The organism is Sphingobium sp. OAS761 (genome assembly GCF_024168485.1).
Classification (GTDB): Bacteria; Pseudomonadota; Alphaproteobacteria; order Sphingomonadales; family Sphingomonadaceae; genus Sphingobium.
In genome coordinates, this window is the sequence record NZ_JALJVY010000020.1 from 1 (window position 1) to 12,787 (window position 12,787).

At 61.4% G+C, this 12,787-nt stretch carries 12 protein-coding genes; 3 read left to right on the forward strand and 9 right to left on the reverse strand.

Annotated features, from left to right (window positions below; all coding sequences use genetic code 11):
• Positions 1-352: transposase (locus tag J3E64_RS19800; protein ID WP_253344933.1), on the reverse strand; the 352-nt coding region annotated here is incomplete at its 3' end.
• An 802-nt stretch (positions 353-1,154) separates the two neighbouring features.
• Here J3E64_RS19800 and J3E64_RS19805 point away from each other — a divergent pair.
• Complete coding sequence (locus tag J3E64_RS19805) at positions 1,155-2,408, forward strand: MFS transporter (protein WP_253344935.1); 1,254 nt, start codon at positions 1,155-1,157, stop codon at positions 2,406-2,408.
• 124 nt (positions 2,409-2,532) lie between these two features.
• Here the strand turns inward: J3E64_RS19805 and J3E64_RS19810 are convergent, their stop codons facing one another.
• From J3E64_RS19810 to J3E64_RS19820, 3 genes are all read right to left on the reverse strand, one after another.
• Positions 2,533-3,147 carry an integrase core domain-containing protein gene (locus tag J3E64_RS19810; protein WP_253344937.1) on the reverse strand — a complete coding sequence of 205 codons (615 nt, stop codon included), beginning with the start codon at positions 3,145-3,147 and terminating at the stop codon, positions 2,533-2,535.
• A gap of 232 nt (positions 3,148-3,379) precedes the next feature.
• Positions 3,380-4,606: an NAD(P)/FAD-dependent oxidoreductase gene (locus J3E64_RS19815; protein ID WP_253344939.1), complete on the reverse strand. Its 1,227-nt coding sequence runs from the start codon at positions 4,604-4,606 to the stop codon at positions 3,380-3,382.
• An 82-nt stretch (positions 4,607-4,688) separates the two neighbouring features.
• Positions 4,689-6,044: an SRPBCC family protein gene (locus tag J3E64_RS19820; RefSeq protein ID WP_253344941.1), complete on the reverse strand. Its 1,356-nt coding sequence runs from the start codon at positions 6,042-6,044 to the stop codon at positions 4,689-4,691.
• A 227-nt stretch (positions 6,045-6,271) separates the two neighbouring features.
• Between J3E64_RS19820 and J3E64_RS19825 the strand changes: the two genes are divergently transcribed.
• Both J3E64_RS19825 and J3E64_RS19830 read left to right on the forward strand, forming a co-directional pair.
• Positions 6,272-6,673 carry a nuclear transport factor 2 family protein gene (locus J3E64_RS19825; RefSeq protein ID WP_253344942.1) on the forward strand — a complete coding sequence of 134 codons (402 nt, stop codon included), beginning with the start codon at positions 6,272-6,274 and terminating at the stop codon, positions 6,671-6,673.
• Between the two features lie 315 nt (positions 6,674-6,988).
• Positions 6,989-7,417 carry a nuclear transport factor 2 family protein gene (locus J3E64_RS19830; protein ID WP_253344943.1) on the forward strand — a complete coding sequence of 143 codons (429 nt, stop codon included), beginning with the start codon at positions 6,989-6,991 and terminating at the stop codon, positions 7,415-7,417.
• Between the two features lie 9 nt (positions 7,418-7,426).
• Here the strand turns inward: J3E64_RS19830 and J3E64_RS19835 are convergent, their stop codons facing one another.
• The 5 genes from J3E64_RS19835 to J3E64_RS19855 all read right to left on the reverse strand — a co-directional run bounded on the left by J3E64_RS19835 (position 7,427) and on the right by J3E64_RS19855 (position 12,633).
• Positions 7,427-8,209, reverse strand: a complete 783-nt coding sequence (locus J3E64_RS19835; protein ID WP_253344944.1) for an SDR family NAD(P)-dependent oxidoreductase — start codon at positions 8,207-8,209, stop codon at positions 7,427-7,429.
• 48 nt (positions 8,210-8,257) lie between these two features.
• A complete protein-coding gene (locus J3E64_RS19840) occupies positions 8,258-8,734 on the reverse strand; it encodes a VOC family protein (RefSeq protein ID WP_192668156.1) in 477 nt (158 codons plus the stop codon).
• Between the two features lie 19 nt (positions 8,735-8,753).
• Positions 8,754-9,689 carry an aldo/keto reductase gene (locus J3E64_RS19845; RefSeq protein ID WP_253344945.1) on the reverse strand — a complete coding sequence of 312 codons (936 nt, stop codon included), beginning with the start codon at positions 9,687-9,689 and terminating at the stop codon, positions 8,754-8,756.
• 133 nt (positions 9,690-9,822) lie between these two features.
• Entirely contained in the window at positions 9,823-11,064 is a 1,242-nt protein-coding gene (locus J3E64_RS19850; RefSeq protein WP_253344946.1) for a cytochrome P450, read from the reverse strand.
• 264 nt (positions 11,065-11,328) lie between these two features.
• Positions 11,329-12,633 (reverse strand): amidohydrolase family protein, encoded by a 1,305-nt coding sequence (locus tag J3E64_RS19855; RefSeq protein ID WP_253344947.1) that lies wholly within the window; start codon positions 12,631-12,633, stop codon positions 11,329-11,331.
• Between the last annotated feature and the right edge of the window lie 154 nt (positions 12,634-12,787).

The window sequence follows — 12,787 nt, forward strand, 5'->3', positions numbered from 1 at the left end:
ACCCCATCATCAATGCCCTGACGAACCCCATGGTCGCCAGGGCTCCCTCGCGTCCCCAACGCCCCCACAACCAAACCCAAACAGACAAAAATGACTCCTGCAAGATCAGCGTATCCAGTGTCGGGTCCAAGATCGCACGGCGAAGCCGCAGATTCTGCTTCTCCACATCCTCCATTCGCCCCGCCTGGTCAGTCGTCAGACGACCATACTCCTTGCGCCAACGGTAATAGGTCTGCTCGCTGACAACGATCCGGCGACAGGCTTCGGCAGTCGATGCCCGCCGCGCAAGAACGTTCGCAACTTCACGCAGCTTGCCGATAATCTCTTCCGGCTTGGGCTTCTTGCTCGACATTCATCGTCCCTTTCGTGGTCCAGACCATCATAGTCTCCGGGCCACTCAGCGGCGGGCAGATCAGCTCGGCCGGTTACAAAGACCATATCGTGGGTTTGGTTGGGAAATTGGGATACTTCATTTTGATTGACAGGCTAACCTAATGGCAGAACCGGATCGACGCCGGTAAGCGCGATGAGGACGCCGATGTGTAGCGCGAACCTGCTGCAGAAGGCTTGATGAAGTGCTTGAGCCGGAACAGGATTGCCGCTTCGGCTTCGAAAGTGGTGGACTGCTATGTCGACGGTCGGCTCCAAGCGCGGCGCTCCGCGGACCCTTGCCACACCGACGACCGACATGTACATTAAGAGTATATTCTATTATAATGGGAGAGTGAAATGGGGACGACGATGCGCGACATTCGGGCGCACGTTCCCGACGCGCTTGTGCATAACTTCACCTTCGACAACATGCCGGGAATCAAGTTCACATAATTGTCTCGCGTCTCACCTCGTTCGTCGCGCGCTCTGGATCGTTCTTAACGCTTTCCTGAATTTCGCATCGCCGCTGGCGCTGGCGCCGTAGCTTATGGCCGCTACGCGTTCGGTGTCGATACGCAGCCTTTGCAAGGGTGAATGGCCGAAGCGGCTGGAATACCCGTAGAGTGTCGCGGCGCGACACATTCTGCGTGCCAGCAACAAATGAAAGACTGAACGGTGAAGCGCGACGCAAACGTCGCAATCCGACAAAGCTCCAACGTCCAAAAAAGGGGCCGGAGTGACAGGGCCGATGGCGGTGGCCGACCGAGCAAGAAAGTGGATGAATGAATTCCCTTAAATCTCATCTTGATATGCAGGGCAGCCCACCGAAGCTGGGTGGCTCCTCAGTTCTCGATTGGCTCCTCGTTCTCGCGTCAACAGTCGCGCTGACCGCTTCGGTGACCCATATATATTCCATGGGCGTCTTTATTGCGCCTCTGGAAACGGAGTTTGGATGGCCGCGCGCCGAGATCAGCGCTGGTTTGGGCGTCATCAGCGTCATTTCAGTCGTTCTCGCGCCATTTGTAGGTCTCGCCATCGACCGGTACGGGTCGCGCCGTATCGGCATTCCTGGTCTGATCATCTACCTCGCCGGCGTTGCCTTGCTGAGCACATCCGGTCCTTCCATCTGGAATTGGTGGGCTCTTTCGGCTGTGATTGCCCTCGGCACAGTTCTTGTAAAACCGACAGTATGGCTAAAGGCAGTCACGAGTCGGTTTCGAAGGCATCAGGGCCTTGCCGTCGCCATCGCTCTATGCGGTACCAGCATTGGCGCGGCCATCTTTCCGTTTCTGGCGGAACGCCTGTTGGTCTACGGCTGGCGGACCGCATATCTGAGCCTCAGCGGGGGCGCGGCGCTAGTTGCTTTGCCCATGGTCTATATGTGCTTTCGGTCCGAGGATCGTCCGCAGGATCAGGCCGAGCCTTCCAAGGCCTCCGCAAAGCCGGGCGTGTCGGCCCGCGAGGGCCTGACGTCGCCGGTTTTCTTCAAAATGGGGGCAGCGGCCTTCCTGATGACCCTTTCGGTCCTGAGCCTCGCCGTTCATTTCGTTCCCATCCTCACGGAGAACGGAATTTCTTCAGCAACGGCGGCGTCGATCGCAGGAATAGTGGGTGTCGGATCGGTCGTCGGACGACTGGCAACCGGACTGCTCATGGACCGCTATACTGGCCGGTTCGTTGGAGGCGCCGTGCTCTTGTTCCCGATTATCGGCTGTGTGCTCTTGCTGACGCTCCAGCTGGATCCTTTAACGGCTCTCTTGGTCGGTGGCATCATTGGCCTGTCCCTCGGAGCTGAAGTGGACGTCTTCGCGGTATTGTCTGCACGATATTTCGGCGTCGCCAATTACGGCCTGCTTTTCGGTACGATCGCGGGACTGATCAGCTTCGGTGCTGGCGTGGGACCGACGTTGGCGGGATTGGTCTTTGATACCTACGGAGGATATGACTATCTGTTTGTCGCCATCATGCCGATGCTGGTGGCTAGCAGCCTCTTGGTGCTGAGCCTCGGGAAAGAGCCAGCATTCAAGGCACCCTAGCGACAGCTTCATACCAATCGGCACGAAAGCCCGGCAGCGCGGACAGGTAAGCGATGAAGTCATCCCAACCTTTGGCTTCCTCATGGAATGACAAAATACGGCCAGTGACATGCTCCCCTGATTGTTACCATTCAGAGGTAGAGTCCGGCTCCTTCATGATGTTCGATTGAGGGAATGGCAAGATGTCGGCGGGGGTCTTCCCGTCCAGTTTCGAGTGCGGCCTGACCTGGTTGTAGTCGTGCCGCCAGGCGTCGAGCACGAAGCGGGCATGAGCCAGCGACGTGAACAGCGTCTCGTTGAGGCATTCGTCCCGCAGGCGCCCGTTGAAGCTCTCGACGAAGCCGTTCTGCATCGGCTTGCCGGGCGCGATGTAATGCCACTCGACGCGCCGTTCCTGCGACCAGCGCAGGATGGCCGACGAGGTCAGCTCGGTGCCGTTGTCGCTCACCACCCTATGCGGCTTGCCGCGCACCCCGATGAGCCGCGTCAGTTCGCGCGCGACCCGCACGCCCGACAGCGACGTGTCGGCCAGCAGCTTCTTCGGCTTCGCGTTCTCATCCTCGAGCGCGCGCAGCCGCCGTGCTTCCGATACCTCCAGGCTGCCGAACTTGGCTTTGTACTTGTAGAACGTCGCGCCGCTGATCCCGTGCCGGCGGCATACCTCCGCCGTCGGCATACCAGCCTCATGCTCCTTCAAGATCGCGATGATCTGCTCTTCGCTGAACCTGCTCCGCTTCATTCCGTCCGACTCCTTCGCGTCGGATTCTACTCAAAATCCGTCACATTTCAGGGGAGCATGTCACACCTCGAGCGGGCGGCGAGCGAGGAGGACGCCTCGCTGCTGCAGGATCCGCCTCCATGATCGCGGAGATCGAGGCTGAACTGATGGCACTGCCGTAGAATTTTGGGAGATCGCGCGATAGCCACACCGACTTGACGACTGATCGTTCGCAAGGAGACCATCGCCCTGATCAGCCTATCCCGACTTCCTTGAGTGGCACGCCTGCATCCCCCGCCTGATCCAGGTCCAGCACCGCGCCCGAGAGCACATGGGCCCGGCCTTGCACATAATCCTTGACTGCATTGACGCAGTCGAGCGCGATGACCTTGCCGCCCTTCAAATAGATCACTGAAAAACTTCGCTCTTTCGGATCACCACGCAACACTGCTTGATCGAAACCGACGGACAAGCCGACGGTCTGTAGCTTGAGGTCATATTGGTTGGACCAGAACCACGGGACCGCAGTATAGGGCTCTTCCTTGCCCATGATGTGCGCTACGGCGGTTTTCGCCTGATCGTTGGCATTTTGCACTGATTCGACGCGCATATGCGCTCCTCCGGCAAATCGGTTGGCGTGCGCGGCGCAATCACCCACGGCATAGATGTCTGGCAGAGAGGTACGACAATATTCGTCCACGTCTACGCCATTCCCGCCCGCTGCACCCGCCGCGATGAGCGGTCCCGTTTCAGGATTGATGCCGATGCCGACGATGACGATGTCCGTTTCGATCCGTTCCCCATCGGCCATCAACACGGCGCAAGCCCTACCGTCCACAACTTCGATACAGTCCATCCTGGCGCCGGTACGAAGATCGACCCCGTGGGCGCGGTGCTCTTCCTCATAAAAGCGCGAGAGTTCCTCGCCTGCCACTCGCGCAAGGACGCGGTCCAGCGCTTCAAGCAAAACCACCTTCTTCCCAAATTTCGTCAGCACGGCCGCGGCTTCAAGTCCGATATAGCCGCCACCCACGATCGTAACATGCTGGATGGTGTCGAGCTGACCCATCATCGCGTCCACATCGTCGCGACGGCGCACCGCATGGACGTTGGGAGCGTCCGCCCCGTTGCAGGTAAGCATCCGGGGAGAGCCGCCGGTGCACCAGATGAGCTTGTCGTAGGAGATTAACTGCCCATCGGCGGTGACAGTCTTCGCCGCAGCATCGACGTTGGTCACCCGTTTGCCGAGCAACAAATCGATCTTGCGCTCTTGCCAGAAATCAGCAGGCCGGATCAGAATGCGCTCGAACGTCTTTTCCCCGGCGAAATATTCCTTGGACAGCGGCGGACGCTCATAGGGCGGGTCCTTCTCGTCGCCGATCATGGCGACGCTCCCCTCAAACCCCGCCTGTCGCAACGAGATGGCGGCCTGAGCTCCTGCATGCCCCGCACCCACAATCAGAACGTCGTAAAAACTCATCCTTCTGAAGTCCTCGTTCACTGTGGATGTCGTAATCAATCAAGGCGCGCCATCTGCTCGTACGTCAGCCAATACACGCCGCTCATCTGCCGTCTCCTCGCGGAGCTTGGCCACGCGGTGCGACAAGGTGCTCGTAATAAGTCCGCTCAAACGTCTGGATCGTCACTTCCTGCGCGGGATTGGGGCGGATGGCCTTCATCCGGCTCGACTTCACGCCCTGCTGGATCGCTTTGATGTTGTCGAAATCCTGCTCGAGGAAATAGCAGACCCCCTTGAAGCTCTCCATTGTGGGATAAAATTCGGGCTCGACGGTCGAGGGCGCGTCGGGCGCGCTGCGTTCCAGCCACCATATGTCAAAGATCGCCGAATCCGGGTCGTCGCCGTTGGGACGCGCGCGATAGCCCTGCCAGCCGTCGATCGTCGGCAGCACGATCATGTTGGGAAACAAGTTCCACGCGGTCCCGGCGCGCTGGAGGTCTTCAGGGGTAACCTCCACCGGGTAGCGGGCTCCGTCCTCGGCCATCGCCTCGCTGTGGAACCGCACGAAGGCCTCGTTGACCTCGTCGAAGGTCGCGGTTTCGGGCAGGTCGGTGAGTAGCCGCTCGGCCGCCTTGAGCCCATGCCGTCCCCACAGCGCGCCCAGCGTGCGGTTCATCTCCTCGACATAGGCATAGCGCGCCAGGCGATAGTCGACCGGTGGCGCAGACGGGTCGGGCTCAGGAGGCCGGACGAAGTGGAAAGCGAAAAGCGAATGCTTGCCGTGGGCTTGCGAGAAAGGCTTGCGACTCCCGAACTTCAAGGCTTGGGGATGGGTGGTGGCGGTGTGATAGCTTTCGAGGAATGCCTCCAGCACCACTTTCCAGTTGCACTCGAGGACCACGGTCTTGTGCCAGGCTAGGCGGGTGTTCTTATAGTCGAACTTGGCGAAAACCTCGGGCAGCGGATGGAGATATTCTTCGAGCGGCTCGACCTCCGGATCGAGCGTGACGAAGACCCAGCCTTCCCACAGCCCGACCCTGACCTCGCCGAGGTTCACGTCGACCCCGCAGATTCCGCCTGTCGCGTCCCAGTCTTCCTTGTGGAAGACGAGGCGGTTCTCCCCGGTGCTGTCCCAGGTCCAGCCGTGAAACCGGCAAACAATGCTGTCGCCGGTCTCACCGGCCCCCTCTTTCAGGCGGCGGCCGCGGTGCGGGCAGACATTGTGGAAAGCGCGGATTACGCCATCCTTACTGCGGACCACGAGGATCGATTCGTCGGCAATGTCGAACACATAATATTGACCGGGCTGGGCCACGAGCTCCTCGCGACAGGCCATCAGCCAGGTGTGCGGCCAGAGCATTTGCTTTTCGCGGGCGACGAATTCAGGCTTGTAGTAGCCATCCACGGGCACATAGTCCGGCCGTATCGTAGAGAGCAGCTCAGCAAAATCGACCATCATTGTCCTCCCCAGCGGCGGCGCTTCGGCACCGGCTCGCTTGTATCCTGCAATTCCTATATAGGTTTTCTTGTCGGGGCACAATTGGCGGAATGGGGTCGTCGATTGGTTTTTTTGGCTATTCAGGTGCCGGAATTGCCGTTAGCGTGGTGCCCGCGCCGGCAACACCGGAGGTTAGGCGGAGGAGAATGGATGGCGCCCAAGCGACGTCCTCCGGGGAGAGTCGAGACATGCTGGAGACCAACAAGTCCAACGCAAGGCGCTTCGTCCACGGGATATCGCGCGAGATCCCCGATGATGTCCTCGCACCGGAATTCGCGGGCTGGTCCGGGCTTTCTGGTGACATTCCCGGGCCGATCTTCCTTGAACGCGCCAAATTGCTTGGCGAAGTGTTTCCCGACGGTCTGGACTTCGAAATCCTCGAGACGATTGCCGAAGGCGACATCGTTGCGTTGCGCTGCACGTCTGCCGGGACCGTCTTCGACGGGCGTCCCTATCGCAACGACTATCACTACCAGTTTGTGTTCGATGGCTCTGGCCGCATTCGCATCGTACGCGAATACATGAACGTGCAGGTCGCAGCGGAAGTCATTCGTCCCGCCTTCGCCGAGATCATGCGCCGCAAGGGCTGAAGCAGAGGGAGCGCGGTGGACCCGCAACCGGTGGGGAGGGATAGAGTGTGTTCTAATGAGTCAGCGCCGGTGTAAAGCGGCAGTGAAGGAAAGCGGACATCCCAAGGCGCGGGGGCGCTGCTGGACGGGCGCCGGTGTCCTTTTCGCCAGTCGTCCACCATCTGCCGCGCAAGTGGGTGGGGGCATGGATTGTCGTTGCCGCCGGGCTGTTCGCAGACTCTCCAAGAGTGACTTTGGACGAAAGTGTTGCGGCGCTTAGCCGGCGTTTCAGGCCCGGCGACGCTGGTAGCGCGTGTGCAGAAGGAGTTGACGACGATGGAAATGCTCGACCGGCTTTTCGCGATCGAAGAGATCAAGCAGCTGCGCGCGCGCTACTGCCGGGGTATCGACACCAAGGACTGGGATTTGCTGGCCAGCACGCTCGCTCCTGACGTCGAGCTGGATCTTCCGTCGCTGCGCGCAGGCGGAAGGGAAGTACGCGGGACCGCGGCATTCCTCACCCTGGTCAAGGAGTGGTTCGGCTCAGCTCCGTCGCTCCACGCCAATCATCTGCCGGAAATCGCGCTGCTGTCGCCCGACCGGGCTACGGGGATCTGGGCGCAGGAGCACTATCTTGGCCCGCTCTACGAAGCCGGCGTCCATCATGGCCACGGCTACGGCTACAGCCACGATGAATATGCGCGGATCGAGGGCGAATGGAAAGTTGCGAAAGTGCGGCTGGAGCCGCTCTTCACCATCGAGTGATTCGACACATCAGCGCCGGAAATCGACCCAGTCCGCTACTTCGGGAACCTTGAGTCCGGGGTTCAACATCATGCGCCCGCCGTCGACGAACAGCTGCTGCCCCGTAACGTAACTGGAATCCCGGCTGGCCAGAAAAGTGGCTACGTCTGCCAGCTCTTCGACTTGACCGTTGCGGCCGAGCGGGGTCGTGCTGACCAGCTGATCGCGCAGCCCGGGGGTGGTCGAGGTGCTCGACAGCATCAGCCCGGTTTCGAACGCGCCGGGCGCGATCGCATTGACCCGTATTCCATACTGCCCAAGGTCCAGCGCCGAGCTTCGCGTCAGCATGGCGAGCCCTGCCTTGGTAACATGGTAGGTCGTCCCGCCGGGACGGCACACTGCGGCGCCGGTCGAGGTGATGTTGATGATCGAGCCGCCCCGCCGCTCGCGCACCATGATCCGCCCGACCAGCTGGGTAAGCAGGAACGGAGCAGTCAGATTGAGCTTGTGAATGCGCTCATATTCTTCGACCGGCAGGTCCAGGACGCTGGCGCGGTGCAGGTCTCCCGCGTTGTTGACCAGCATGTCGATGCGGCCGAACAATCTGTCGGCCTCGGCGGTCAGCGCTTCTATCTCTTTCTTCCGGGTAAGATCGCAGCTGATGAAGTGCGCATTGGGCCCGAGCGCATCGGCGCATTTGCGGCCTTCCTCGATGGAACGCCCGGCGAGCACGACTGAGGCTCTCTCGGAAACGAAGCTTTGCGCAATGGCAAGACCGATGCCCCTCGTCGCGCCGGTTACGATTGCGCCCATGCCTTCCAGTCGTATGTCGGTCCTTCCCCATTGGGGTTGCGCCGGGGGTCAGGTGCGCGGCGGCAGCGGAACCCGCTCGATCGGGCTACCCTCGTGGATTTCCTGCATTTCAACGATGTTGCCGTCTGGATCGTAGGCGTAGACAGAGGTCGCCTTGGCCTTGGGCAGGTGCTGCGGCTCGGATACGAACTCGATACCGGCCGCTTTCAGGCGCTCGTACTCCGAACGGATGTCGGTCACGTCGAAGCAGATGTGGCGGATGCCGGCGTCGCAGGCCGGGGCCTTGCCGATGTCCTTGGGTACCGGGTAGGTGTACTGGAAGAATTCGATCTGGCAGTTGCCAGCGCGCAACGAAGCGGCGCGGCCCTTGGCGCCTTTCATGCCCACAATGGTTTCGAACGGCTCGTTGTTTTCCTCGAGCACCGAGACGTGCCGCGCCGAGAGGCCGAGCAGGTCGCGGTAGAAACCGAGCAGCCGATCGAGATCGGTGGTCGCGAGCGAGATGTGGTGAATTCCATTGATCATGGCCGTGTCTCCCGGCGCCTCAGCGCGTGATTTCGTCGATCGCTGCAAGCTGATCGGCGGTGAATTGCCAGTCGGCGGCCGCGACGTTCTGCTCGAGCTGTTCGGGCCTGGTTGCGCCGGCGATCACACTGGCGACGTTGGGGCGGCTTGCAGTCCAGCTCATCGCCAGCTCTAAAAGCGAGTGTCCGCTTTCCTTGGCGAGCTCGTTGAGCTTGCGAACCTTGGCGATGTTTCCTTCGGTCAGCAGGCGATTGCCGAGATTGAGGAAGTTCTGCTGCAGGCGCCCTTCGGGCATGGCGTCGATGTATTTTCCCGTGAGCAAGCCGGAGGCGAGCGGGAAATAGGGAATCAGCGCCATGTTGTAGGCCTGTAGCGCTGGAAGCAGTTCCTTTTCGGCGCCACGATTAAGCAGGTTATACTCGTCCTGTGCGGCGATGAAGCCGGGAACCCCGATCTTGTCGGCAACCCATTTGGATTCCACGATCCGCCACGGCGCGAGGTTCGAGCAGGCAATGTAGCGCGCTTTGCCGGCGCGCACGATGTCCTCGAGCACGCGCAGCGTCTCGTCCATCGGTGTGCGCGCGTCTGGCCAGTGGATCATGTAGATGTCGATCCAGTCGGTCTTGAGCCGACGCAGGCTGCCCTCGATCGCGTTGAGCACGAACGAGCGCGAGTTGTCGGGAGTGCGGTCGGTGCCGACCAGCGGAACACCGAACTTGGTGGTGAGAACGATGCGCTCACGCTGTCCGGCGATCAGGTCGCCGAGGACCTCTTCGGAATTACCCGGGGTGGATCCGTAGAAGTCTGCGGTGTCGAACAGCGTGATGCCAAGATCGAGCGCCTTGTGAACGACAGGGCGCGAGGTTTCCTTGTCGATGGTCCAACCGAAGTTGTTGCACCCCAGTCCGATCTTGGAAACCTTCAGACCGGATCGGCCGACGTTACGAAATTCCACGTGTTCATCTCCTGGAGGGGTACGCCATCGGGTTAAGGAGGACGCCTCTTTGGTCATAGAAAGGCTCAACGGTGCGCGTCAGGCCGCTGATTTGCGTGGCTGGCATTTCGCTCATGCCACTCCGATAGATTGCCTATTGAGGCACCTGCATCCTGTCCCATTCAAGAACCACGCCATCGAGGCACAGCACCGAGCCGCCCGCGGCGGTGATCCGGCTGTCAGGGGCGAGCCGGAACGGCGGGATGCGCTGAAACCATCTTTCGAGCGCGATCGCGATGTCGCGCCGGGCCAGCTGCGCGCCGGCGCAGCGATGGATCCCAAAGCCGAAGGCGAGATGCGGGTTGGGATTGCGCGACGCGTCGAGCTGATCGGGGTCCGGGAACGCCTCGGGGTCGCGCGAGGCGCAGGCGAGCGAGACCGCCAGCCGGTCACCAGCCTTGATCGTCACGCCGCCGAGTTCGGTGTCGACGACCGCGGTGCGCTGAACTGTGACCGGCGAGAACAACCGCATCATCTCCTCGACGTGGCGCGGCAGCTCCGCCGGGTTCGCCCGCAGATGCGCCTGCAGTTCCTGATTCTCGGCGAGCAGGCGGAAGGTGAAGCCGAGCGAGCTGACCACGGTGTCGAGGCCCGCGGAAAACAGCAGGAAGACCACGCCCATAAACTCGCCGCGCGACAGCGGCCGGCCATCCGGCTCGGAAGTCAGCAGGTAATGGACGACGCTGTTGGACGGGGCCAATTTCGGGTTCTCATAGATTTCGGCGAAGAAGTCGGTGATCGCCTTGATACCGGCCAGGCGCTGGTCGGGCGTTTCCCCGTGGATGAAATCCTGGTTCCACTTGAGGAACTCGGCCAGGCGCTCGCGCGGGAACCCCATCAAGTCCACGAAAATTCCCGTCGGAAACAGGTCGGCGAACTCGGGGACCAGGTCGCAGCGACCCCGATCGGCGAACCCGTCGATCAGCTCGTCGCACCACGCCTCGATCTTGGGCGCGAGCTCGAACATTTTCTTGGGCGTGAACAGCGGATTGATCAAGGTGCGGTAGCGGGCGTGAGCAGGCGGATCCGAAGCGAGCGGCCCCAGGTGAAAGTCGTCGCTGATGGCCTTGAGAAACGCGCCCTGGATTTCGCTCGAATAGACCTCAGGATTGGCGAGCACCTCCCGAGCTTCGCGCGACCGGGTCACGACCCAGGCGCCGCCCTTGTCCAGCACATGGCGGACGGGTGACCAGAACACTGCCGGGCCATCGAGGAGCCCGGCGATTGCCTCTTGTGGCCGGTCGCCCAGTCCGCTGCGGAAATCATATGGCTTCACCAGGTGCGCGGGGACATGCGCCGGAACAGCTTGATCAGCCAGCGTCTGGGCCTCGGTCATCGCTTTAGCTCGCTCTCGATGGGGATGGGGGGAGGAATGAGGACAGGGACCGGGGGCGAGTTGCCACTTTGCTTGTCTGGCGATGCGTTCCAGGGGCATGCCGCGGCAGAGACGATCGCCAGGTTCAGCGCTTCGGATTCGCCGGCCGTGGGGCGGCCGCCGGGGCGGCGTCGCGCAGGCGCATCCGCCGAAGTGGCGCGCCGATTCATGGCCTCGTGCCCATTGTTGGGGGCAGGAGGACGCCAAGCCTCCGCCGCTACCACGTCACGCGACTTTGCGACCGAACTGTAGCTGAGCGCGGATGTCCTTGACCCGCACCGGCCCGAGCTCGAGACTTGGGGGCTCACCGCCGCGGCCAGCCATCGGGGTGATGTCGACGCCCTGCTTCGCGGCCAGCGCGCGCAGCGCGCCGACGGTCGCCTCCTCAGGCTTGTAACCTTTCTCGAACGGGTTCCAGCTGTACTGGCGCATCGCGTTGAGGTGGGTAATGAGGTTGATCTCCTGGTCGGGCAGGTCGCCAACTTCCTTCCACAGCTGCTCGGGTGCGTAGGGCCACAGGCAGTCGGCGTGGGGATAGTCGCACTCGTAGGTGATGCTCTCGATCCCGATGTCGTGGCGGAGCTTGATGCCGGTGCGATCGGTGATGAAGCAGCAGTAGACATGCTCCTTGAAAACCTCGCTCGGCAGCTTGTCGCCAAAGTCCTGACGGGTCCACCCGCCGTGCTGCTGGCGAACCATGTCGATACGCTCGAGCATGTAGGGAATCCATCCGATCGACCCCTCGGAAAGGGCGAAGCGGATGCCCGGATACCTGCGCAGGATGTGCGAGTAGGTGAGGTCGGTGGCGGTATTGAGCAGGCTGACCTGCATGTTCGCGATATAGGCGTCCACCGGCGTGTCTTCAGAGGGCGCGGCGGCGCTGGCATCGGAGATGTGCAGGCAGATCACCACGTTGTTTTCCGCACACGCCCGCCAGATCGGGTCCCAGACTTCCGAATGGAGTGAAGGATTGCCCGTCAACGACGGGTTGGGCGGGAAGCTGACCGCGTGGCAACCCTTGGCCACGCAACGACGGATCTCATTGGCCGCCTCCTGAGGATCCCAGGTGGGCACGATGCACATCGGGATGAAGCGATTGGGGTAAGCGCCGCACCACACGTCGATATGCCAGTCATTCCACGCGCGGACGATGGCGGTGGCGAGGCCCTTGTCCGCGATCGGCTCAAGGTTCTGCGCGGCCATGCCGACGAACGAGGGGAAGTTCATCGACCCATAGATGCCGTTGACGTTCATGTCCTCGACGCGGGCGTGGACGTCATAGCAACCCTTGCGCAGCTGATCGAGCGCCGTCGGCTCCATGCCGAGTTCTTCCCTGCGGCGTCCGACAACCGCGTTGAGGCCAAAGTTGCGGATGATGCGACCGTCGACCGACCAAGCGTCGCAACCATCGACCTTCACCATTTTGGGGAAGACGTCCTTATACTTGGCGGGGGTCACTTGGTCGAACATCGTCGGCGGCTCGACGAAGTGATCATCGACGCTGACAAGAATCATGTCTTCCATACGCATCGGACATCCCTCCTTCTATTCGCCCGCCATTTGGAAGCGGGTCCGGATCAGCAGACTTCGCCCTTTTCAGGCGGTCCGCGATCAACTTGATTTAATGTATCTCTTATTCCGCGATCGCGGCCGCAGGTCAAGCTTAATGCGGCCGAAAGTCAAA

What these genes read in the sequence shown, in the direction of transcription:
- J3E64_RS19805 (WP_253344935.1), top strand. Translation starts at nt 1,155, where the DNA reads ATGAATTCCCTTAAATCTCATCTTGATATGCAGGGCAGCCCACCGAAG.
- J3E64_RS19810 (WP_253344937.1), bottom strand. Translation starts at nt 3,147, where the DNA reads ATGAAGCGGAGCAGGTTCAGCGAAGAGCAGATCATCGCGATCTTGAAG.
- J3E64_RS19815 (WP_253344939.1), bottom strand. Translation starts at nt 4,606, where the DNA reads ATGAGTTTTTACGACGTTCTGATTGTGGGTGCGGGGCATGCAGGAGCT.
- J3E64_RS19820 (WP_253344941.1), bottom strand. Translation starts at nt 6,044, where the DNA reads ATGATGGTCGATTTTGCTGAGCTGCTCTCTACGATACGGCCGGACTAT.
- J3E64_RS19825 (WP_253344942.1), top strand. Translation starts at nt 6,272, where the DNA reads ATGCTGGAGACCAACAAGTCCAACGCAAGGCGCTTCGTCCACGGGATA.
- J3E64_RS19830 (WP_253344943.1), top strand. Translation starts at nt 6,989, where the DNA reads ATGGAAATGCTCGACCGGCTTTTCGCGATCGAAGAGATCAAGCAGCTG.
- J3E64_RS19835 (WP_253344944.1), bottom strand. Translation starts at nt 8,209, where the DNA reads ATGGGCGCAATCGTAACCGGCGCGACGAGGGGCATCGGTCTTGCCATT.
- J3E64_RS19840 (WP_192668156.1), bottom strand. Translation starts at nt 8,734, where the DNA reads ATGATCAATGGAATTCACCACATCTCGCTCGCGACCACCGATCTCGAT.
- J3E64_RS19850 (WP_253344946.1), bottom strand. Translation starts at nt 11,064, where the DNA reads ATGACCGAGGCCCAGACGCTGGCTGATCAAGCTGTTCCGGCGCATGTC.
- J3E64_RS19855 (WP_253344947.1), bottom strand. Translation starts at nt 12,633, where the DNA reads ATGCGTATGGAAGACATGATTCTTGTCAGCGTCGATGATCACTTCGTC.